This is a genomic window from Acetobacter sp. DsW_059 (genome assembly GCF_002153695.1).
In the GTDB taxonomy this organism is placed as follows: domain Bacteria; phylum Pseudomonadota; class Alphaproteobacteria; order Acetobacterales; family Acetobacteraceae; genus Acetobacter; species Acetobacter thailandicus.
Genome location: NZ_JOPI01000002.1, coordinates 30,088 through 51,117 on the forward strand (window position 1 = coordinate 30,088; position 21,030 = coordinate 51,117).

20 protein-coding genes are annotated in these 21,030 nt (G+C 47.3%); 9 read left to right on the forward strand and 11 right to left on the reverse strand.

What is annotated here, in order from left to right; genetic code table 11:
• The first annotated feature begins 2 nt into the window (after positions 1–2).
• Both HK25_RS00465 and HK25_RS00470 read left to right on the forward strand, forming a co-directional pair.
• Entirely contained in the window at positions 3–1,349 is a 1,347-nt protein-coding gene (locus HK25_RS00465) for a trehalose-6-phosphate synthase (protein WP_086634933.1), read from the forward strand.
• 9 nt (positions 1,350–1,358) lie between these two features.
• Positions 1,359–1,847 carry a disulfide bond formation protein B gene (locus tag HK25_RS00470; protein WP_086555182.1) on the forward strand — a complete coding sequence of 163 codons (489 nt, stop codon included), beginning with the start codon at positions 1,359–1,361 and terminating at the stop codon, positions 1,845–1,847.
• A gap of 525 nt (positions 1,848–2,372) precedes the next feature.
• Here the strand turns inward: HK25_RS00470 and HK25_RS00475 are convergent.
• Positions 2,373–2,975: an NUDIX hydrolase gene (locus tag HK25_RS00475; protein ID WP_086634934.1), complete on the reverse strand. Its 603-nt coding sequence runs from the start codon at positions 2,973–2,975 to the stop codon at positions 2,373–2,375.
• 174 nt (positions 2,976–3,149) lie between these two features.
• On the opposite strand from HK25_RS00475, the gene uvrB reads away from it, so the two are divergent.
• The gene (uvrB, locus tag HK25_RS00480; protein WP_086634935.1) at positions 3,150–5,333 is read left to right on the forward strand and encodes an excinuclease ABC subunit UvrB; all 2,184 of its coding nucleotides are present in this window, start codon (positions 3,150–3,152) and stop codon (positions 5,331–5,333) included.
• Positions 5,334–5,373: 40 nt separating this feature from the next.
• On the opposite strand, the gene HK25_RS13530 is transcribed toward uvrB, so the two are convergent.
• Complete coding sequence (locus HK25_RS13530; RefSeq protein ID WP_086555178.1) at positions 5,374–5,901, reverse strand: potassium channel family protein; 528 nt, start codon at positions 5,899–5,901, stop codon at positions 5,374–5,376.
• A gap of 124 nt (positions 5,902–6,025) precedes the next feature.
• Positions 6,026–7,126 carry an AI-2E family transporter gene (locus HK25_RS00490; RefSeq protein ID WP_086634936.1) on the reverse strand — a complete coding sequence of 367 codons (1,101 nt, stop codon included), beginning with the start codon at positions 7,124–7,126 and terminating at the stop codon, positions 6,026–6,028.
• A gap of 183 nt (positions 7,127–7,309) precedes the next feature.
• Here HK25_RS00490 and HK25_RS00495 point away from each other — a divergent pair, with 183 nt between their 5' ends.
• Together HK25_RS00495 and HK25_RS00500 are read left to right on the forward strand one after the other, a co-directional pair.
• Positions 7,310–8,716 carry a DUF2142 domain-containing protein gene (locus tag HK25_RS00495; RefSeq protein WP_086634937.1) on the forward strand — a complete coding sequence of 469 codons (1,407 nt, stop codon included), beginning with the start codon at positions 7,310–7,312 and terminating at the stop codon, positions 8,714–8,716.
• A gap of 43 nt (positions 8,717–8,759) precedes the next feature.
• Positions 8,760–9,452, forward strand: a complete 693-nt coding sequence (locus HK25_RS00500; RefSeq protein WP_086634938.1) for a class I SAM-dependent methyltransferase — start codon at positions 8,760–8,762, stop codon at positions 9,450–9,452.
• A gap of 24 nt (positions 9,453–9,476) precedes the next feature.
• On the opposite strand, the gene HK25_RS00505 is transcribed toward HK25_RS00500, so the two are convergent.
• On the reverse strand, positions 9,477–10,532 hold the full coding sequence (locus HK25_RS00505) for an AbrB family transcriptional regulator (protein WP_086634939.1): 1,056 nt from the start codon (positions 10,530–10,532) through the stop codon (positions 9,477–9,479).
• A gap of 412 nt (positions 10,533–10,944) precedes the next feature.
• Positions 10,945–12,048: a linear amide C-N hydrolase gene (locus HK25_RS00515; protein ID WP_198945922.1), complete on the reverse strand. Its 1,104-nt coding sequence runs from the start codon at positions 12,046–12,048 to the stop codon at positions 10,945–10,947.
• Positions 12,049–12,285: 237 nt separating this feature from the next.
• Here HK25_RS00515 and HK25_RS00520 point away from each other — a divergent pair, with 237 nt between their 5' ends.
• Positions 12,286–12,762, forward strand: a complete 477-nt coding sequence (locus HK25_RS00520) for a hypothetical protein (RefSeq protein WP_233127538.1) — start codon at positions 12,286–12,288, stop codon at positions 12,760–12,762.
• 620 nt (positions 12,763–13,382) lie between these two features.
• On the forward strand, positions 13,383–14,504 hold the full coding sequence (locus HK25_RS00525; RefSeq protein WP_158092901.1) for a DUF563 domain-containing protein: 1,122 nt from the start codon (positions 13,383–13,385) through the stop codon (positions 14,502–14,504).
• 44 nt (positions 14,505–14,548) lie between these two features.
• Here HK25_RS00525 and HK25_RS00530 read toward each other — a convergent pair whose 3' ends face one another.
• Positions 14,549–15,259, reverse strand: coding sequence for a pirin family protein (locus HK25_RS00530; protein WP_086634942.1), 711 nt, complete (start codon positions 15,257–15,259; stop codon positions 14,549–14,551).
• A gap of 165 nt (positions 15,260–15,424) precedes the next feature.
• Here HK25_RS00530 and HK25_RS00535 point away from each other — a divergent pair, with 165 nt between their 5' ends.
• Positions 15,425–16,363 carry a LysR family transcriptional regulator gene (locus HK25_RS00535; RefSeq protein ID WP_086634943.1) on the forward strand — a complete coding sequence of 313 codons (939 nt, stop codon included), beginning with the start codon at positions 15,425–15,427 and terminating at the stop codon, positions 16,361–16,363.
• A 19-nt stretch (positions 16,364–16,382) separates the two neighbouring features.
• On the opposite strand, the gene HK25_RS00540 is transcribed toward HK25_RS00535, so the two are convergent.
• The 3 genes from HK25_RS00540 to HK25_RS00550 are packed head-to-tail and all read right to left on the reverse strand — an operon-like array spanning position 16,383 to position 18,192.
• Positions 16,383–16,952 (reverse strand): YceI family protein, encoded by a 570-nt coding sequence (locus tag HK25_RS00540; protein ID WP_086555170.1) that lies wholly within the window; start codon positions 16,950–16,952, stop codon positions 16,383–16,385.
• A complete protein-coding gene (locus HK25_RS00545; RefSeq protein ID WP_086555169.1) occupies positions 16,949–17,572 on the reverse strand; it encodes a cytochrome b in 624 nt (207 codons plus the stop codon). The genes HK25_RS00540 and HK25_RS00545 overlap by 4 nt, the downstream gene beginning before the upstream one ends.
• A gap of 5 nt (positions 17,573–17,577) precedes the next feature.
• Positions 17,578–18,192, reverse strand: a complete 615-nt coding sequence (locus tag HK25_RS00550; protein WP_086555168.1) for a YceI family protein — start codon at positions 18,190–18,192, stop codon at positions 17,578–17,580.
• 371 nt (positions 18,193–18,563) lie between these two features.
• On the opposite strand from HK25_RS00550, the gene tssA reads away from it, so the two are divergent.
• Complete coding sequence (gene tssA, locus HK25_RS00555; protein WP_086634944.1) at positions 18,564–19,709, forward strand: type VI secretion system protein TssA; 1,146 nt, start codon at positions 18,564–18,566, stop codon at positions 19,707–19,709.
• An 11-nt stretch (positions 19,710–19,720) separates the two neighbouring features.
• On the opposite strand, the gene HK25_RS00560 is transcribed toward tssA, so the two are convergent.
• Together HK25_RS00560 and tagF are read right to left on the reverse strand one after the other, a co-directional pair.
• The gene (locus tag HK25_RS00560; RefSeq protein WP_086555166.1) at positions 19,721–20,470 is read right to left on the reverse strand and encodes a PP2C family serine/threonine-protein phosphatase; all 750 of its coding nucleotides are present in this window, start codon (positions 20,468–20,470) and stop codon (positions 19,721–19,723) included.
• On the reverse strand, positions 20,467–21,009 hold the full coding sequence (gene tagF, locus HK25_RS00565) for a type VI secretion system-associated protein TagF (protein WP_158092902.1): 543 nt from the start codon (positions 21,007–21,009) through the stop codon (positions 20,467–20,469). The genes HK25_RS00560 and tagF overlap by 4 nt, the downstream gene beginning before the upstream one ends.
• Positions 21,010–21,030 lie beyond the last annotated feature (21 nt).

Consider the following 21,030-nt stretch of genomic DNA (forward strand, 5'->3'; position numbering starts at 1 on the left):
TTATGGGGCGTCTTGTTGTTGTTTCTAACAGAGTTCCCTCTTCATCTGATCGCCACCATCCGGCCGGAGGGCTCGCTGTTGCGTTGCAGGACGCATTACGGCGTGGCGAATCGCTCTGGTTTGGCTGGTCTGGCAAACAGGTTGCGGAGGAAGAAAAGCACAGCCGCACGGTAAGTCAGGAACAGGTGGAGAATGTAACATATGCCACAATTGACCTGACACACTCTGAGTTTGATGGGTTCTATCAGAAATATTCAAACGGCATTCTCTGGCCTCTGTGCCATTATCGGGCCGGCCTGATGGATTTTATTCGCAGAGACCGGGAAATTTATCTCGATGTGAATAAATTTTATGCCCGTAAGCTCAGGGACCTTCTGCGACCTGACGATATTATCTGGGTGCATGATTATCACCTGTTTCCCTTTGCTCAGGCTCTGCGCAATTTGGGTGTGAAGAATAAAATTGGCTTCTTCCTGCATATTCCGTTTCCGCCATGGAGCCTGATGAAGTCCCTGCCGAGTGCTGTCTCGCTGCTGAAAAATATGCAGGCATATGATGTCATCGGTTTGCAGACAGAAGATGATGCCCGCAACATGAATGACGGGTTTATGCAGTGCGGGTTTGGTCCGCGTGCTCAGGCTTTTCCTATTGGTATTGATCCTGATAGTTTTGCCCGGCAGGCTGAAGCCGGTGAGCATGATGCTGAAGTACACCGCCTGAAGGCCAGTCTGCGCGGTCGTCCTCTGGTTATCGGGGTTGATCGTCTTGATTATTCTAAAGGTCTGCCTGAGCGTTTTCTGGGATATGAGGCGTTTCTTAAACGTTTCCCGGAGCATAAAGGTAAGGTGATGTATTTGCAGATCACGCCTGTTTCTCGTGGAAATGTGGCGGATTATAAAGCACTGAAGCGTGACCTTGATGAAACTGCAGGCCGTATTAACGGCATGTATGGTGATTTTGACTGGACGCCTATTCGTTACCTGACACAGTCAGTGCCGCGCCATCTTCTGGCGGGGTTCTATCGCCTGGCAGATGCAGCATTGGTGACACCGCTGCGTGACGGGATGAATCTGGTAGCAAAAGAGTTTGTTGCTGCGCAGAAGGAACATAACCCCGGTTCGTTAATTTTGTCGCGTTTTGCCGGTGCTGCAGCCGAGATGGAAGATGCTTTACTGGTTAATCCGCATGATCCGGAAGAAATTTCGGATGCGCTTCATCGTGCGCTGATTATGCCTAAGGCTGAAAGACTTGCACGCGGTAAAAAGCTTAGAGAGAGCGTCTGGCGTGTCACTGCCAGCAGCTGGGCACGTGATTTTCTTGAGGAATTGTCAAAAGACAGGCCTGAGTGAGAGGTTTTGATGTCACGTAGAACAGGTTTGTTTCTGATCGCTGCCTCCTGTATGGCGCTGGGGGTGGCGTGGTTTGTTGAGCATGTGATGTCAGTTATGCCGTGCGAGCTTTGCCTGGCTGAACGCTGGCCCTGGCGTATTCTGCTGGTTATTGGTCTGGTTGATGTTTTGTTGCCTGGAGCCGCAGGAGGGGTAGTATTGTGGCTTGCCGCTCCGGTTCTGCTTGCTTCCTGCGCTCTGGCTGTTTGTCACGCCGGGGTAGAGTGGCACTGGTGGCCAAGTCCGTTCCCGGCGTGCCGGGCTCCGCATGTGACAGGCACTACAATGGCAGAGCGGCTGGCTTCGATGCCACGTTTCCCGTCTAAACCGTGTGATGCACCAACATATCTTATTCCTGACCTGCCTGTTTCTATGAGTGTTATGGGGGGAGGATATGCGGCTGTTGTTCTGCTGATATTTGTAAAACTCAAACTGATGAAAAAGCGGGTTTTTCGTTAAATTATTTGCGTCAGGCTCTTTGTTGGGGAAGCCTGACGTGTGGTTACCTCGGGTTTTTCAACCAGCTGACACGGTGTCCCATTAAAGCAAGTGGGATGAAAAAATTACTGCCAGTACAGAATATTATCGACATGAAACAGCTAACCTGAAAATCTAATAATTCACTACTTTGATTCTCTGTAAAATGTGGTGGGAAATTATAAACAATTATTGTTGAAAATAAGCCTGTAATATATAAAAATATTGATAAATTTATTAATTTCTTCAATAAAATAATTCTCTTTTGTTTTTATTGTTAAAAATAAAAGAGACTGGTCATGCTTTCTGCCCTGTATGCTGTTAACATTAGTGACAGGTTCTCTTTATTCATTAATCGAACGACATTGGCTTGGAATAACAATCTTGCTTTATCTGCTTTTTGCAAAGTACGCTTAGTAATTTGTAAAAGTTTTTGGCTGTAAAATACCCGGCTGACTGATACCCGTAGCAGGCTGAAAAATCTTTTTCAGCCTGTTTGATAGTGCCTTAGCGAATTAAAGTGTTTGTTCTGTCCTGTTCAGCAACACGTATGGCCAGATTATACAGGCCTGAACTTGCCTGGGTGCCAAGCTGGCCAATCTCAGCAAGAGAGAACCAGCGTGCTTCCATGGCGTCGTCGCTGGCTGCAACGGGTGTTTGTTCATCTCCTGTCTCGATGCAGCAGATAGCCGTAATCACATAATGAAAGAGCAGTGTGCCGTCAGCGGCATGGCGTATGGTTTCGATAATATCAGCGATATGGGTCGCTGTGCTGGTCAGGCCGGTTTCTTCTTTTAACTCGCGCTCTGCTGCGCTGAACAAACGTTCGCCCGGCTCGACTTTTCCTCCGGGAAAGCCCCATAGCCCTGCGTCAGGCGCATTCAGGCGCCGGACAAGCAAAAACAGGTTTTGTCTGCGCACAACAGAAATCACGCCAGCACGCGGCACGACTGGTGGCTTTGTCGGGTCTGCATGGGTTTTTGAGGTAGTTTTCGCTTTTGTCTGAGCTTCAGTCTTTATTTCTGGGCGCGTATTCGCCTGGGTTTCGCCTGGCGTTATACGAGTCGACTGACTGTAGGCGGATGACGGAGAAAGTCTCTGATATTTCATGAATCACACTACATTTAAAAAACGGTGCTATAAATCAGCATATTGAATGGAAATATTGTCTGGTTATCATTTAATATTAACTTTTATTAATATAATCGTAAAGACAAACGCATAAAAATATACGCCTGCTCATACACCCTTGCAGGTCAACTGGTTAAGCGCCATCTTTGGCACATGGCAACAAAATCCTCTCCCCGTGCAGCGTCCCGGCGTTCTTCTCTGAGTGAGAGAGCCGCAGCTCTTCCTCCGGTTACCTTCGCGCCGGAAAAGCAGTCGCCTCGTCCCAAGCTGCGCAGAATGGAGGTTGTGTCTGAATACGAGCCTGCCGGTGATCAGCCGCGTGCTATCGGTGAGCTTGTGGCCGGCGTTGAACAGGGGGAGCGCGATCAGGTTCTGCTGGGGGTTACGGGGTCGGGTAAAACCTTCAGTATGGCTCAGGTCATTCAGGCTACGCAAAAGCCAACGCTTATTCTTGCTCCTAATAAAACACTGGCAGCTCAGCTTTATGGCGAGATGAAGCAGTTTTTCCCTCATAACGCAGTTGAGTATTTTGTCAGTTATTATGACTATTATCAGCCTGAGGCTTATGTGCCGCGCTCTGATACATTTATTGAAAAAGATAGTCAGATTAACGAGCAGATTGACCGTATGCGCCATGCTGCGACGCAGGCTTTGCTTGAGCGTAACGACGTTATTATCGTTGCCTCGGTGTCGTGTATTTATGGTATCGGCTCACCTGAAACATATTCGGATATGGTTATCAGAGTAGTCAATGGTGACGAACTGAACCGTGAGCAGCTGATACAGCGGCTGGTCGAATTGCAGTATCGTCGTAATGATATGGCTTTCGCGCGCGGGTGCTTCCGTGTGCGGGGTGAGACGATCGATATTTTCCCTGTGCAGAACGAGGATCGTGCCTGGCGTATTTCGCTGTTTGGCGATGAAATTGACGGTATTACTGAATTTGATCCTTTGACAGGCGAAAAAACGGCTGATTTGCAACATATCGCTATTTACGCGAACAGCCATTATGTCACGCCCAGACCCACGCTGAAGCAGGCCATGGTCGGGATTAAGGATGAACTGCGTGAGCAGCTTGATCTTTTTAACCAGCAGGGCAAGCTGCTTGAGGCTGAGCGTTTGCAGCAGCGCACAACCTTTGACCTTGAGATGCTTGAGACCACGGGCGTATGTAAAGGTATCGAAAATTACTCCCGTTATCTTTCAGGGCGCAGGCCGGGCGATCCGCCCCCTACGTTATTTGAATATCTGCCTGAAGATGCTCTGCTGATTGTTGATGAAAGTCATGTCACTGTGCCGCAGATTGGTGGTATGGAGCGAGGGGATAATGCACGTAAGTCAACACTCGCTGAATTTGGTTTCAGGTTGCCTTCCTGCCTGGATAACCGGCCTCTGAATTTTGCTGAATGGGATACTTTCAGGCCGCAGACTATTTTTGTCAGTGCGACACCTGGTCCGTGGGAGATGGAGCGTACCGGTGGTGTGTTCGCAGAGCAGGTAATTCGTCCGACAGGGCTGGTTGATCCGGTTACAGATATTCGTCCGGTTGAGCATCAGGTGGATGATCTGCTTGCCGAGTGCCGTACTACGGTTGAAGCCGGCGGGCGCATTCTGGTGACGACGCTGACCAAGCGCATGGCAGAAGACCTGACCGAGTATTTGTCTGAGGCCGGTGTCAAAGTCAGGTATCTGCATTCTGATATTGATACACTTGAACGTATTGAGATTATCCGTGACCTGCGTATGGGTACTTTTGATGTGCTGATAGGTATTAACCTGCTGCGTGAAGGGCTTGATATCCCTGAGTGTGCACTGGTCGCCATTCTTGATGCGGATAAAGAAGGTTTTTTACGCTCCCGTACATCTCTGATTCAGACCGTAGGGCGCGCAGCCCGTAATGTGAACGGGCGCGTTATTTTCTATGCTGATAAAATGACTGATTCCCTGCGCTATGCGATTGAAGAGACGGCAAGGCGGCGTGAGAAGCAGATTGACTGGAATACAGCGCATGGCATTACCCCCCGCAGTGTGCAGAAAACCGTAGGAGAGCCCGTAGCAGCTGCTTTTGAAAAAGCTGAGGCAGAAACCACCAGGGCAGGAGAAGTAACGACACCGCACATGCCTACCGGGCAGGAGCTGAGTGTGGTGATTGCCCGGCTTGAGAAAGAGATGCGTCAGGCGGCGGCTAATCTGGAGTTTGAAACTGCTGCCCGCCTGCGCGACGAAGTTAAGCGGCTGGAGGCTTTGCAGCTGGGTATTGAACCACCACCATCTGTTTTTGACCCATCAGCGCAAATCGCGGCCAGAGCGCCGGGTAACCGGCGTAAGAGAAAGTGACAGGTTTATGCCTCGTGTTATGGCAGAGAAAGAGCACTGACTAATGGTTTGATTTTGATGAGGCTATAAAGGTTGTGAGTAAAGAAAAAATTGAGAACTGATAGAGCAGCCCTGTAAAAATCTCACAACCGACAACAAGCCGTGACAGGTCGGCGGTAGGATATATATCTCCATATCCTGTTGTTGTAATGGTGATAAGGCTGAAATAAAGAGCGATAGGAAGAGAGAAATATGTTTCCGATGAGGGAATGGCAAAAGAATGATCTATATTGTCGTTTAATATAAGATATATTATAGCGAAAGAAACGCATGTAAATAAATAAGTTATAAAAGTAAAAAATGAAGCGACGATCTTGGGTGGATTATGTTTTGTAAAAAGCCTTGTGCCAACAACAAGGCTTAATATCGGGCTGGCAAGGGATGTTATTATCCCTATAAATATTGAAAATTCTTTCGTTATTAAATTAATGCTGTATAATAATATCGATACAGCCTGAATTGATATTATTATAATATAAATTATTGAAAATAATGAAATTTTTTCATTTTTTATATAAAGAAATCTCATTTTTAAGAATCTTTTTGGTTTTTCTGTAATATAATATTAACCTTACAGGGCCTGCTCTCCGCGTGCAGAACAAAGAAACGAGAGACCGAAAAGAGACTGGTTTTCTGTTTTGTTTCTGTTCTTATCATGGTGAACCTGATTCCATTGTATCATCAGATGCAGGAGTAACCGGAGCTGAAGTCTCCAGCCAGCTTTTTATCAGAGTATAGGTTACTGATAAAATAACAGGGCCGATAAAAATACCAATCAGACCAAAGCCTGCAAGTCCACCCATCACACCAACCATAATGAGTATGAGTGGAATACTGGCCTGTTTACGAATCAGGTAGGGGCGCAGCAGGTTGTCAATTGCGATCGTTACTATCGTTATGGCCATCAGGATGGTCGCTTTCAGTGGGTTCCCGGCGATAAACATCCAGATAACAATAGGGATAAGTGTCAGGCCCGGACCAGCCTGAAGCAGGCAGACCATAAAGGTAATAGCTGTTAATACCGTGGCTCCTGGTACGTCAGTTGCAATCAGCCCGGCGCCGGCTACGGCTGTTTCAGCCAGGGCAGTAATTGTTACAGCAATAGCAACACCACGAATGGTATGCCCGGCCTGAAGCATCATATTCTGGCCTTTTATTCCTGCCAGGGAGTAACCCAGTCCCAGCATAACCTGCGTAATCTTTTCTCCCTTTGCATGCATAAACGCCATAATGACCAGCATAAGTAAAAACTGAATGGTGAGCATGCTAAAGCCACCCAGGTTATTGAGCAGCCAGCGAAGAATTTCATTTGTGCCAGGCAGGTGCCCGGTTAGCAGTTGTGGCAGGCGGGTATTTTCTATCCGGTGCCATGCTGAGTGTGTATATGGCCCGATATAAGGCATGTTGGTCAGCCATGCGGGCTCAGGGGGGATGCGAAAAGAGGCGGTGCTATGCGCGAAAGCAATCAGAGTGCTGCTGTATTGTATGACAGTGAGAGCTGCCAGAAAAAAAGGCAAAACAAAAACCATAAGTGCAAATAAAGTGGTCACGGCGATGGCAAGAGGCCTGCTGCCCCACAGTATTTTTTGCAGGCTTAGCAATAAAGGCCAGGTGGTGATGCCAATTGTCATGGCCCAGATTGTTGCGGGTAAAAACGGCCGTATGACCCACAGTGAAAATAAAATCATGACGCATGTCATCATAGCGCCCAGAACGGCTCGGGTCAGATGCGATGAGGGGGGAGTAACACTCATTAAGTGGCGCTCATAATGGAGGTCAGAGGTATTTAAAAAATGTATGACGACTGAGATAAAGATATTTCTTCGCGTTAATCATCCTAAGGTCGTATCTTAATACATTATTGAAAAATTATAAAATGAAGGAATATTTTTTGTGGATAATAAAGATTTAAAAAAGCATTTTTCAGGTGATTTTTCATGCTGATGCAGCGCAGGTTTCTTCCTTTTTTATATGCTGCTTATATGTTTGTGGCAGGTTTATTTTGTATTATTCTTACTCCCCCTTTTCAGGTTGCGGATGAGCCTGCTCATTTTATGCGTACATTTCAGATTGCGGGTGGAGGGCTTGTTGGTGTGAAGCGCTCCTCGTCTGAGAGTGGTGGTGTTTTGCCTGTTTCTGTCAGGCAGCTGATCGACATATTTCAGGACAGCGGCGGCACAGATAAAACACAGATTATGGCGGGGAAGATTGCTGCTTCTATGGTGCTTCCCTTTAATAAAACAACTGAGTTTGCAGGCTTTCCAAACAGTGTGCTTTATCCCCCGGTTTCTTATACAGGTGCAGTTGCAGGTGTATTAGTGGGGAAAAAGCTGCACTCGAGTATGCTGGGCATGTTTTATCTGGCACGTGCGGGCAATCTTCTCGTTAATACAGCAGTTGGCACACTGGCATTATGTATTGCACAGGATTGTACGGCTGTTTTGCTGCTTCTTATCCTTGCGTTGCCAATGAGTGTGAGTCTGACGGCATCCTGCTCTCAGGATGGTATGGTACTGGCGCTGATGGCTCTTGCCGTTGCGCTGCTGTCATATTTTTGCGGGTTATCCGCACAGGTCCGTCTTTGCCAGGGGAAAATTCTCATTATTGCCGGGCTGGTTTCAGGGTGTGTAGCGGCAGCAAAAATGCCGTATGCTTTATTTCTGTGTCTTCCTTTTTTATGTGCAGGGCATAAGAATTTTTTGTCAGCATTACTGGCCTCACTCACCGGGTTTATAGTTTTTGCGTTGTGGGCATTGTTTGGCAGCGGCCCCGTTATCATTAATTTTCAGGTGCCTGGCGTGATGGTAGCTGAACAGATGATTTTTGTGCTTCATCATATCCCGTTTACACTCCATGTCGTATTGCACACCGTGCATGTACGCTGGTGGATTATGCTGCGTGAGAGTGTTGGTGTTCTGGGGTGGCTCAATGTGCTGTTGCCTGTGGGCTTTTATACGCTGGCATACTGGGTGTCGGGTATTGTGTTTGTGTTGTCCTTTTTTTTGAGGTGGCCAGTCGGCCTGAGCCGCTCGGGGCTCGCTCGTAGCCTGGGGTTGCTTGTTGTTCTCGCGATGGTGTGTCTGGGTATTTTCGTTGCATTGTACGTGACCTGGACAGCTGTGCAGGCGCCCATGGTTCAGGGGGTTCAGGGGCGTTATTTTTTACCTGTGCTGATGGCATTGTCTTTGTTGCCGGCTTTGTTAAGTATGTCAGATAAGCCTTTTACCCGTTATGAGTATAATATTTCGTTTCTTTCTGATGTTCTGATAAATATCACGGTTATTGTTTTCATATGTGCGTCGTGTATCACGCTTTATAAAACGCTTATTGCTCAGTACTGGTAAGGCATTTAAAGGTGTTTCATTCTCAGTCAAGAAAGGTGTTGTGATGTCTCAGGCGGTTCCTGCAGTAGCGGCATTACCTTCATGTCTGTTAAGAAACGCCCGGCTCCTGTCATCGCGTGATGATATTCTGCCTCTTCTGCCACGCCATGCTCACATTGCTGAAGTTGGCGTGATGAAGGGTGATTTTTCAGAGAAATTTCTAAAAATCTGCAAGCCGTCTAAGTTTTATGCCATTGACGAATTCATGGTTCATAAGCTGCCGGAAGTATGGGGGCAGAAGACATCAGATCTGTTTGAAAACAAAACGCACGGGCAGTTTTTTAAAGATCGGTTTGCTTCGCAGGTCGCCAGTGGTCAGGTTGTGGTTATGGAAGGTGATAGCGGAACGATGCTTGCATCCCTTGCGGATGAGAGCCTGGATGTTGTTTATCTTGATGCCGACCATAATTACCATGCTGTGGTGCGTGACCTGGAGATTGCCCGTAAGAAAATGAAGCCTCACACCGGGCTTGTTATTCTTAACGATTATATCATGAGTGACGGTGCCAGTCCTTATGGTGTTATCCAGGCCGGGCACGAGTTTATGCTGCATCACGGATGGGAGATGGTCGCTTTCGCGTTGCACGACCATATGTATTGTGACGTTGTGTTGCGCAAAATGCCTGTCAGGCGGGCACGCAGGCTGGCGCAGCGTTTTGCTCTGGCCTGCGGCTATACAAAGCTGGGACGTTTTTAAAAGGCTGGTTGTGTAGCCAGGTGCTTAACTGTCTTCGGTCCGGCGTGACAGAAATCGTGCCAGAGTTGGCCCGGTGATCAGAACACAAAAGAACCTGGCAATCTGCATTGCAATGACAAACGGCATATCAACCTGCGTAGTTGAAGCAATAATTGCCACAGAATCTGCCCCTCCCGGACTGGTCGCCAGGTAAGCCGTTAGCAGATCAATATGTGCTATATGAGCGAGAACCACGGCAAAGCCGAAGCAAATAACAATAAGAGCAATAATTGTGCTCAGCAGACGTGGTAACACCCGGGCAGCATGCAATAAAATATCAGGTGTAAAACGCATGCCTATAGCCCAGCCGACAACAGCATAAGCGACGACGCGCAGAAGGAATGGCTGTTCAAGGTGTATTGAAAAACCAAGTCGCGCAATCATGCCCAGTGCCATGGGGAGCAAAAGCCCCCCGGCGGGAATGTTCAGCCATAACCCTATAGTGCTGCCCGTAAGCACTAGCCCCAGACCTGTCAGTATAGTGGCCGGTGAAATGACATGTGCAGCACTTTGCGCAACAGCCGGAGTGCCAAGTATACGCGCCATACAGGCTGCTATTACAGCGCAGCAGACAACCCTGAGATATTGCATGAAGGCAACAAGCCGCATATCAGCACCATAGGAGGCAGACATGAGCGTCATGACTGTCGCTGCCCCTGGTGAAAATCCCCATATAGCAGTCGTGCCCGGCAGCATTTTTGACCGTGTAAGGAACCAGCCCAGAAATGCTGCAGCTGAAAGGGTTGATAACGTGCCACCCAGAAAGACGGGCCAGTCAGACAAAATTTGCTGAAAGATTGTGTGCGGAAGATAGCTGGCGATCATGACCCCGACAACGCCCTGGGCATATACAAAAGCAGGCTTGGGGAGTTTAATTTTCTGACCTCGCATAGACAGCATCACTGCTGCGGCGAGTGGGCCAAGGAGCGGAGCCGCAGGTAAACCGAGCCATTCAAGGAAAACAGAAAAAATAAGAGAGAGCAGCAGCAGAGCGCCCCAGCGTAAAGGTAAAGACCATGCTAAATCTTCTGAAGCTGACATGATGTTTATCCTTATATCTAAGAGCGGTAACGAGTGTGATCAGCGCATTATATTATGCGGGGAAACAGGAGATAATGTGCCCGAACCACTCGTATCGGGCAGGTTAGTTTTTCTGACATATATCAGTAAAATTACAATGAAAGAAAGTCAGGGCAGGGTGGGCTCTCTCCTTTGTGTCAGCAGGATGAGCATTTAATTGAAATGACCCTGTGACTGGGAGATATTCCGGTTTGCCTGATTTTATACTTTTAAGAAACGTAATGTGAGTATTCAGGCAGTCAGGTTTATGCATGAGGTAGGCAAGGCATTTATCTTACCTGATGTCTTCATGCTTTATTGAATATGTGAGAGCGCTTATCAGTAGAATTTAAAAAAGAGGACGTTTTTCTTCAAAACGTCCTCTTTAAAACAATTAGTAAGAGAGGGCCGTATTCGCGTCATTTATTCTTTCAAAGACGGGCTTTTTCACGTCGTGAAATGCCTCGAGAGAGAATTTTTTGTAACCGATATCACTGTAACCCCGAATAAGCATGATACCATCGCTCAGGTCTGTGAGAGAGGTCCAGACAGTATATTCTGACAGTGTTTTACCTGTTTTTATGGTTGATTCGCCGCCAAGCGTATCGGTTGTGATGTTTTTCATCCGGTCAAAGCGGTTCATAATGTGTGCCAGAACATTGAATGAATCGCCGGTGGATTTAGCAACCGGTGCGTACGTTGTATAATACACACCACGAATAAAACGCCCGACTGATGTGTCAGAGGAAGGAAGCGCTTCTGCTGCAATGCCACTGTCAGGCTGAACCAGTTTCAGGGTGCCCAGCACGGCCTCTGACCGGTCCTTGTTTGTAAGTTGCGTGTAGTTATTCAGGTTTTGCAGATGCCACGGAAAGTCAGGACCATTGGTCATAACTTTTGTCGGGTTATCATAGACGTGAAATGTGCCGTTAAGGGCCTCAACAACGATACTGCCGCCCTTTTTGTCGTAAAAAGCAAAGTGGAATGGTGATTTCACGCCGCCAAGACGTGTCAGCACGGGGGACCAGAAATGACCTTTTTTTACGGCTTCTCTGACTTCTTCAACAGTGGCAAAATTTGCCAGTGCCCACTCCCCAATTGAGGTAACAGGAACAGATATTTTATATTCATCTTTGGTCAGGGGTGTCAGGTTGGCTTCGGGTACCATGTTGGCACTGAACGAAAGGCCGGCTCCGTTCACACCTTCAAGCATATTATGGTCATCACCATCCTGATAGACTTCGGTTGTGACGGACAATACAGGGTATAATGCCTGGTAACTTGCCGCATTACTGCCATCAGGTGCTTTTTTCTGAAAGGCTGTACCTTTAGGGTAGTAGGTCAGCCATGAAGGCAGATCTTCAGACAGTTCAAGTGTGCGGCCGTGAAAGACGTGCCCGCTGCTATCTGTAATTGCCAGACTGGAACATGCCTTCCCGGGTAATGGCATGAGCAGTAGTGATGGGAGAAGCAGGTTCAATAAGGGTTTTACTTTCACGCATTCTCTCCGGAAATGTCAGGATCAGGGTATTATGTCCTGAAGCAGGGTTGTATAACACTAGACCGAATTGCTTATTATAAGCTAACAAATAATTTCAGGGGAGAGAACTCTGCTTATCATCCTTGTTCGGTTTTTAATGACAAAAAAAATGGTCATGATATGAATTCTTGTCTGAAACAGAGAACAAGACACGGAGAGCCATAGGGTAAAGGCTTACGTGAGTATAAGGAAAAAATGATGTTTTCTCGTTTTCTCGTGCAATCTGGTGCAGTCTGCGCAGGTATTATGCTGCTAAGCGCCTGTGCCAGTCAGCCTCTTAAAATTGCTCATAAAGAAGATCATCTGGCAGCGGCAGGCTTTGCCTTTCACCCGGCTAATACAGTTAAGCGTCAGAAAATGCTCGATAAACTGCCAGCGCACCGCTTTATCAGGCGTATGCATGATGGTAAGGTTTTCTATGTTTACGCTGATCCGACGATTTGTGACTGCCTGTATGTCGGTGACCAGAAAGCATATGACGCTTATGAGCAGTATCGTCAGCAGCAGGCTCTGGTTAATCAGCAGCAGGATACTGCAGTTGAGTATCAGGATGGCTCGTGGAACTGGGGAGACTGGCAGGCTGGTCCGGCCTGGAATAACTGGAATCCCTCATGGAATCCTGCATGGGGTAACTGGGACCCCGGTATAGGGCCGTTTGGTTTCCAGGATTAATTAGTTTAGTCTTTTCAGTTGTTCAGAGTGTGGGTACCCGTTTTCCACAAGGGTGCCCACATATTCATCCCCGAAATCTGTGGATAAATGCAAAAGACAGGATATGTATTTCTTTAGCTTCTGTATCGTAAGAGTGCCCCGTCAGGTGGGAACGGAAGTGCCTGACTGGTTGTGAAAATCTTCTCGTTTTGATTGATGTGCAGCAATTTGCTAATTCCTGTGGTTACCTGGGAAGGATGGTATAAAGTCGCATGATTTTTCTGGCGCTGAAGAGTGTCCTGTTGCTTTTTCATATGAAGCGCGCAGGTAACCCCCCGACTTTTTTCCGGGGAACAGAGCGTATCAGAGCTTATGTTGGGTTTTTACTTTAAATTTTGTTTTTCTGACGGAGTAAATATTTTTTATTTGGATTAAAGGAACAATATTTTAAAGTATAATAATTCTATATTTCTTATTATATTGAAAATTACATAAGAGAGAAAAGAACAATTATTATAAAATATTAATTATTAAAAATCAGTTTTTAAGATGTACACGTAGCATGTCTCTTTGCGCTGGATGCTGCTAGCTGATACAACCAGAAATATAAGAGCGTGATATTATGGATGCGGAATAATGTGATGCCATCGATTCAGAGTGACCCTTTTCATATTAAGAATACAATTTCTTCTTTTCATGCCGCACGTAAAACAGACCTTATGAAGGCTGGTCACACAAAACTTATTCCACCCGCTGAGGCTTACCCCTCTCAGAATATGGATGATTTTCGGTGTGGCCTGAGTTTTTACGGTGCGCGCCTTGTTGGTGATTCAGAATATATCAGCATCAGGCAGACAGTATTACGGCTGCTCACTGTTGAGAACGGGCGTTTTGTTATAGGTCATGGTCTGGATGGAATGATTATTGATAATCAGGACCGGGTGATGTCAGAGCCATCCTGCTTTTGTAATCATGGCCTTTATAATGTTTCAAAACGCCTTCCTGATTTGCCTTATCATGAACTGAATGACGATGTGTTTCTGAGCTTTGATGGCGCAGCGCGCAATTATTATCACTGGCTTTTATATGCTGTTTCAAAAATGCAGATAGCAAAAAGAATTTTGCCGGATTTTGTAAAATTTATTATTCCTGATGCTACAAAAAGTTTTGCTACGCGTAACCCGGCATTTTCACAGGAAGTTTTTAACAGCTCTCTGGCCGTTGCTGGTCTTAGTGATAGGGTGACACCGCTTGAAGATGGCATTTATAGAGCACGACGTATTCACTACCTCTGGCACTCACCTACAATGCCAGAGCTTTATTTGAATATGGAAGCTCCGCATCGCTTATTTGATCTTTTCGACGTGCCCCATAACCCCGAATTGCCAGAGCGCTTTTATGTCGGTCGTGCTATGGACGGAAGCGGGCGTATTACACCAGATGAGCAGGCTTTGATTGACCCGATCCTTGAACGGGAAGGGTATACAAAAGTGTTTCTGGAGGGGATGGACTTCAGGACTCAGGTTGCTCTTTTCCGGCAGGCCACAAGCATTATAGCTCCTCATGGTGCAGGGCTTGCTAATCTGGTTTTTTCCAGAAAAGGTACAAAACTTCTGGAATTAAATCGCAGGCTGGATAACCAGAATCATTTGAGAAACTGCTTTTATCTTATCGCAGCTAATCGTGGTATTCACTATAAATTTTATAATATGGGTGGCAGCCCGATAACAGCTGAGAGGTTTTTGTCAGCGTTGCATGCATGACCACAGAATATTAAAAAACTGTGGTCTGGTTATGGAAGTTTATTTTAGTCTGTGACAGGCCTGGTTTCTACGAGAATTATTTCTGCATCTTCAGTTGCAGTAACGGTGATGGTATCAGTTTGTGAGATCGCTGCGCCGTCCCCTTCGTTAGCAGTCTTACCGTCGATAACGACTGAGCCTTTTGCGACAACCAGATATCCTAAGTTTTTATCAGGAAAATTATAGTCTAAGCTTTCATCTTTCTTAAGTGATGCCCCCATAACACGAGCCTGTGCATTCAGGGGAAGAGCTTCTTTATCCTCCTGATATCCAGAGGCAAGAGCAACAAATTTTCCGGCCCGTTCTCCTTTGGGGAAGGTACGTGTACCCCATGAGGGCGCATGCCCTGAACGGTCAGGAATAATCCAGATCTGAAACAGGCGGGTGGTGATATCTTCCAGGTTATGTTCACTATGAAAAATACCAGTGCCAGCTGACATAACCTGTACATCTCCGGCTTCAGTGCGGCCTTTGTTCCCCAGGCTGTCTTCGTGAGTAATAGCGCCTTCCCGAATGTAAGTAATGATCTCCATATTTTTGTGCGGATGCTTACCAAAACCTGTGCCGGGCGCAATCGCATCATCATTCCACACACGTATGGCACCCCAGTGCATACGTGCAGAATCATAGTAGTCAGCGAATGAAAAATGATGTCTGGCATCAAGCCAGCCGTGGTTAGCGTGGCCAAGCTGGTTATGGGGGCGAATATCGATCATGTAAGCCTCTTATTTAAAAAGATCTGAGAGCTGTTGCCTGAAAATATACCTCCAGGGTGATGGGTGCGTATATGGAAATTATGGAAAAGGATTGTTTCTGATTTTTGCCAAACAGGTATTTTTGTCTTAGGCTGGCTCTATTGTTTGTGGTGCAGGGGAGAGAAGATGCGTCTGCCAGATTTTGAAGCCTGGGCTGTGTTTGCAAAAGTGGCAGAATTTGGTTCTTTTGCCGGTGCTGCTGAAGAAATTCAGCTTTCTAAACCTACAGTTTCCAAAGCGGTGAGTCGTCTTGAGCGTTCGCTGGGGATATCGCTGTTTAATCGTAATTCGCGGCATATGTCACTGACAGAAACAGGGCGTAGCCTGCTGGGGTATGCCAGTCGTATCGTGGCAGAGGCCGAAGCGGCAGAGGTGCAGGCGCGTGGCGATATGCAGCGCCCTTCAGGGCGTCTTCGTCTTGCAGCACCTACAACATTTGGAGTGCGCCATCTCGCACCGGTGCTGCCTGGTTTTCTGGAGCAGTATCCTGCTATTAACCTGTCAGTCGATTTTAGTGATGCTGTCGTTGATCTGGTAGCAGATGGATATGATGCGGCTTTGCGTATTGCCTCGCTGGCAGATTCATCATTGAGAGCCCGGCGGTTATGTGATGTCAGGCTTTTGCTTGTTGCGGCGCCATCATGGCTTGAAAAGAGTGAGCGGCCAGAACACCCGCGCGACCTCGAAACCCGTAAGAGCTTTGTTTATACAAATAATGCTGCGCCAGGCATGGTGCGTTTACGAGAAAGTAAATCAGGAAAAGAGTATGTTCTGGCTCAGAAATCGAGTTTCAGCGCAGATAACTCTGAGGCTTTTTTACCTTCTCTTGAGGCAGGCCTGGGATATGGGCTGTTTCCTGAATTTATGGTGTGGGAGGGCCTGCGCACCGGCCGCATTGAACGTTTGCTGCCTGGGTGGGAAGGGCCTGTGATTACGTTATATCTTGTAACACCAGCCAGTACCGTGAGGCCAGCCCGGCTAACAGCGTTGCTTGATTACCTCGTGAAGGCGTTTGAACATCCGCCATGGGCAAAGGAGGAGAGGCAGGCCGAGACTTGCCTCTGAAGACGATAAGACCGTTTTCTCAGCGGTCGTGAGCCGTAACGTCAACATCAACGTTGACTTCAAGCGCTACCCACTGAGGTGACTGCCATGGCCCTAAACCAACATTAAAGGTCGTGCGGGCCAGTTGAAGACTGCCTCTTGCATGCAGGCCGCTTGTGCCTGCAATATCGATAGAAAGAGGCAGAGTCACAGGTTTGCTGACACCTTTAATGGTGAGGGTGCCTTCGGCATTATAGTGATTGCCACTCTGGTGTTTGAAGGTGGTTACGTCAAACACAGCATCAGGAAAGGCTTTTACGTCAAACCAGTCATGGCCAGGTAAAGCTTCGTCACGTTGTTTATCTCCGGTAACAGCGCTGGCCATTTCTATGATAATTTTGGCATGTCCTGCTTCAGGCTGTGCGGGGTCAAAAGAGATCGTGCCATGATAGCGGGTGAAATGGCCATGAAAAGTTTTGCCGGTTTGTGTGCCGGAAAAGCCTACAACGCCGCTGCCATCCTGAAGTATCCAGTCTGCGGCCATAGCCGGAGCAGAGAACAGTGTTGCTCCTGCTATGAACGCGGGGAGAAGAGTGCGCAGAGACGTCATGATGTGTGATCCTTCCGGCGTGATAGAGGCACTGATTTCTTCAGTGAGGGAAGCATTTGTGCAAGAACTGAATCGTGTAAAATAAAGCGGTGCCGGAGTGCGGCTGCAACGTGTGCTGTGATCAGAGCCAGAAGCCCCCAGGCAAGCCAATGATGCACTGTTTTTAGCGCGTCCTCAACCGGTGCTTTATTTTCAAGTGTTGGCAGAACAGGCAGGTCAGGCCAGGGCACAACACTAAAGAGTACTGTTGGTATGGCAAACACTGATACTGAAACCATTGCCCAGCCACTGAGTGGCAGGATGATCTGCAATACATAGAGAGCCAGATGCGCCAGATGCGCCAATTTTTTCTCTGTCACCGGCATCGTGTCAGGCAGGGGAGGAGCACGGTGTAACAGGCGCCAGCCAATGCGTATGATAACGAGCAGAAGAACTGTAATGCCGATAGATTTATGAAGCTGATAAAGCTGGAACACACGCATGGGGTCGAGATGAAGGTGATCCATGATCAGCCCCATTGCGATCAGGACCAGTATCCCGAAGGCGATCATCCAGTGCAGGATGATCGCAACCGTTGAGTAGCGTGTGCTCCCGGCGTTTAAGTGTGCAGGGAGCGTCATGGCTGTTAGTCCTGTTTTTCGAATGCGCCGGCAATATGCAGGCGTACTTCGTCAGAAACGTAAGGAACATACATTTTTACGCCAAAGTCGCTGCGTTTAATGGTGGCTGTTGCTTCAAACCCTGTTGTGTATTTTTTGTCGAGTGCGTTAACGCCAGCACCAATGAAATGTACTTTCAGGGTTTCTGGTTTTGTTACACCATGCAGGGTCAGGTTGCCGGTTACAGTGGCGTCGTTATGACCATTCGTATGCACAGATGTTGAGACAAATGTGGCATCAGGGAATTTTGCAGCATCAAACCACTGGTCGCTTTTCAGTTCTTCATCAAGTTTTGTGCTGGTTGTCTGCACAGAGCTGACAGGAATGGTTACTGACAATGTCGATTCTGCCGGTTTTTTGGCATCGAGGTGCAGAGTGCCTGAAACGTTTGAGAAAACGCCCTGATAGTTAGTGAAGCCAAAATGCAGCACAGAGAAGCCAACCTGTGTGTGGCCAGGCTCAACAGCATAGGTGCCGGACTGAACCTGAGAGGCATTGGTTACCACCTGAGCAGAAGCAGGGGCAGCGGTAAGGCCCAGTGCAAGTGCAGCAGCGGGAAGAGAAAGCAGAGAGAGTTTCATGAGGAAATTACTCCGTAAAACAGAAAGTGGCAGGACAAAAAACGCGATGTTCTGGCGGAACAGTGAATGTGAGGTCTGTTCCTTCTGTGTCTTTTTTACGGGGTATTGATAATGTAATAAATAACAATAATAGAAAACTAATGTTTCTGTTTTTTACATAATGGTGGTTTACGGGCGGGTTCGGTAAGGGGGTGTGTCAGAGTGTTGTTTCCTGGTCGCACCTGAAGGTATTCTTTTGATAATACGTGTAAAAAATGAATTTTTATACATTACATATTTTACATGTTATCTGTGTAAGCTTAAGACAGCTGTTCTGTCGCCAGGTAAAAGCGCGATGAAAATAATCTGAAATAATCCGGAGCAGTCGCCTGATGGCTCAGAGAGAAGACTATACGCCATATGCTTTATTGCAACCTGTCACGGAAGAACTTCCACAGGGTACAGACCCGCGCCTCGATATTTCACCATCGTCGCCTTATTTTCAGCTGCGTGATGCACGGTCAGATGCCCGAGCGGCAGAAAGACGAGGAGAGTATGATCCGGCTGAAAGTGCTACGGCTTTGCAGCACTGGGTAGCTGTACGTAATTTTTCTGCGAAAATTCTCCGGTCGGTAGGGAAAGATATTGAAGTCTCTTCCTGGTTGATTGAGGCGCTGATTCGTCTTGATGGCCTGAACGGACTGGCTGACGGCATAGATGTTGCACTTGGATTATTTACTGATTACTGGCCTGACTTCTTCCCTGGGAACGATGAGGATGGACCTGAGGCGCGTTTTGCAGCACTAACCGGGCTGAATGGTGTGAGTTCAGATGGGAGTCTGATGCAGGCTTTACGAAAAACTCCTTTGTTTGCTCGCGCAGATGGAACCCCTTTTTTATTATGGCAGTATGAACAGTCAGAAGAGGTGCAGGGTATAGGTGACACGGCACGACGCAAACAGCGTCTTGCTTCAGGTATTCTGCCTTTTTCTGAGGTTGAAGATGAAGCTGCCCGTTTAGGGCAAGCCACTTTGTCGGAGGTTTATCATGGTAGCAGACGGGCTTTAAAAAGCTGGAAAATGCTTGATAAACTAATGACTGAACGTCTTGGTCACGATTCACCGCCTACCAGTCGGATTATGGCTCTTCTGACAAAAGCTGAGAAAATAGCAGCTCGTTATATTACGCTTCCTGTTGTGCAGGAGGCTATATTAACTGAGCAGGAGCTGAAACAGGAAGAGAGTATTGCAATAACAACAGGAAGAGAGACTTCTTCAGAGTGTCTTTCTGAGGCGCAGTGTATGACAAATCCTAAAGAGCCAACGCGTGATGATATGCTTAATCATCTTATTTATGTAGCTCAGTATTTTGAAAAAAATGAGCCTCAGTCACCAATTTCAGGAACATTATATGAAGCGGTAAGGCGTGCACGATTGTCATGGCGTGAGCTTCTGGTTGACCTGATTGAAGACGGGAGCACACGCGCTGCTATTCTGTCTAAACTTGGTATTACACCGGCAGCCTCCGATGAAAAATAATATAATAATTTTTAAATATCGTTATTTGAAGGCCATTTTTCTTCATCTTCAATGCTGACAACAATGGCTGTAACATTGTCGCGTGCATGGTTTTGCAGAGCAGTTTTTACCAGAAGATCTGCAGAGTTCACTCCTGTTTCAAGGCATTTAAGAATGTTGCTGTCATTAACCGATTTTGTCAGGCCATCAGAACATAATAAAAACCTGTCGTAAGGCAGAAGCGGGCCTGTGCATTTATCAATCATAAGTGGCTGTGACCCCGCACCAATGGCTTTGATAATGACATTTGCCTGGGGGTGTAATTCCATTTCCTCAACACGCAGAAGGCCTGCATCAACTAAAGCCTGTGTGTGGGAGTGATCTTTTGTTAATTGAATTAACTCACCATCCCGCATCATATAGATACGGGAATCTCCCAGCCAGAGACAGGCAAAATACTCTTCCGTTAAAATTAGAACAACGATAGTCGAAGCCATACCTTTCTGGCTGTCACGTCGCAGTGCTTCCATTTTCAGCTGTTCATGTGCCATTGTCAGGCGGTGTCGAATACGCTGTAAAAGTTCGCTGGGCCGGAGATCAGCAGGGAGTGACGCCAGGCTGTCAATGACCCGTTGTGCCGCCCACTGTCCGTCATCATGCCCGCCTGCACCATCTGCGACGGCAAAAATCTGCAGATCAGGACGGCATAGATAGGCATCCTGATTTTCAGCTCTGACAACACCCTGATGTGTTGATGCGGAGTATCGTATTGTTTCAGTCATGCCCAGAACAACTTTGCAAAAAGTTCCTGCTCGGGGAGCTCCTGATATGTCAGAGTCTGGGCAGGGATAGTGTTATTACCTTCTGTCATCCACAGCCCCTGTTCCGTCATACAGGATGTTTCCTCGGGAGCAGGAATATTCTGTAGCTGAAGAAAAAGTTCATCAGGTTCTATAGTATGCATCAGAGCATCACGGCAGGCATGTTCCATCTCATGCCAGAAAGAGCCGGTGTTGATAGCCGCAGAAATACCTTCCACTCCGGCAAAAAATGGGAAATAGCGACCGGCTTTGTCAATACTGGGCATTATCAGACCACTTACGGGCTGCTCAGATAAGTGCCCGGCAGGAAGAGATAAACGCCATAGCGGCGCGATAACCCAGCCTTTTATCCACTCATCCTGAGTAATAACAGTGTGAGTATAGGCCAGGTTGCGGGCTACCCAGTTATCCCAGCATGAGACCAGTGTTTCTGAAAGCCCTCGCCGGATAAAGTCTCCTCTGGCGGGGAGTTTGCCACAAAATCCGGCCTGTTCAGGCATAGGTGGGTATTCCTCAATGTT

Bases quoted from the DNA above. Each gene is read 5' to 3' on its own strand.
- HK25_RS00465 (WP_086634933.1), top strand. From the start codon at position 3: ATGGGGCGTCTTGTTGTTGTTTCTAACAGAGTTCCCTCTTCATCTGAT.
- HK25_RS00470 (WP_086555182.1), top strand. From the start codon at position 1,359: ATGTCACGTAGAACAGGTTTGTTTCTGATCGCTGCCTCCTGTATGGCG.
- HK25_RS00475 (WP_086634934.1), bottom strand. From the start codon at position 2,975: ATGAAATATCAGAGACTTTCTCCGTCATCCGCCTACAGTCAGTCGACT.
- uvrB (WP_086634935.1), top strand. From the start codon at position 3,150: ATGGCAACAAAATCCTCTCCCCGTGCAGCGTCCCGGCGTTCTTCTCTG.
- HK25_RS13530 (WP_086555178.1), bottom strand. From the start codon at position 5,901: ATGAGATTTCTTTATATAAAAAATGAAAAAATTTCATTATTTTCAATA.
- HK25_RS00490 (WP_086634936.1), bottom strand. From the start codon at position 7,126: ATGAGTGTTACTCCCCCCTCATCGCATCTGACCCGAGCCGTTCTGGGC.
- HK25_RS00495 (WP_086634937.1), top strand. From the start codon at position 7,310: ATGCTGATGCAGCGCAGGTTTCTTCCTTTTTTATATGCTGCTTATATG.
- HK25_RS00500 (WP_086634938.1), top strand. From the start codon at position 8,760: ATGTCTCAGGCGGTTCCTGCAGTAGCGGCATTACCTTCATGTCTGTTA.
- HK25_RS00505 (WP_086634939.1), bottom strand. From the start codon at position 10,532: ATGTCAGCTTCAGAAGATTTAGCATGGTCTTTACCTTTACGCTGGGGC.
- HK25_RS00520 (WP_233127538.1), top strand. From the start codon at position 12,286: ATGATGTTTTCTCGTTTTCTCGTGCAATCTGGTGCAGTCTGCGCAGGT.
- HK25_RS00525 (WP_158092901.1), top strand. From the start codon at position 13,383: ATGCCATCGATTCAGAGTGACCCTTTTCATATTAAGAATACAATTTCT.
- HK25_RS00530 (WP_086634942.1), bottom strand. From the start codon at position 15,259: ATGATCGATATTCGCCCCCATAACCAGCTTGGCCACGCTAACCACGGC.
- HK25_RS00535 (WP_086634943.1), top strand. From the start codon at position 15,425: ATGCGTCTGCCAGATTTTGAAGCCTGGGCTGTGTTTGCAAAAGTGGCA.
- HK25_RS00540 (WP_086555170.1), bottom strand. From the start codon at position 16,952: ATGACGTCTCTGCGCACTCTTCTCCCCGCGTTCATAGCAGGAGCAACA.
- HK25_RS00545 (WP_086555169.1), bottom strand. From the start codon at position 17,572: ATGACGCTCCCTGCACACTTAAACGCCGGGAGCACACGCTACTCAACG.
- HK25_RS00550 (WP_086555168.1), bottom strand. From the start codon at position 18,192: ATGAAACTCTCTCTGCTTTCTCTTCCCGCTGCTGCACTTGCACTGGGC.
- tssA (WP_086634944.1), top strand. From the start codon at position 18,564: ATGGCTCAGAGAGAAGACTATACGCCATATGCTTTATTGCAACCTGTC.
- HK25_RS00560 (WP_086555166.1), bottom strand. From the start codon at position 20,470: ATGACTGAAACAATACGATACTCCGCATCAACACATCAGGGTGTTGTC.
- tagF (WP_158092902.1), bottom strand. From the start codon at position 21,009: ATGCCTGAACAGGCCGGATTTTGTGGCAAACTCCCCGCCAGAGGAGAC.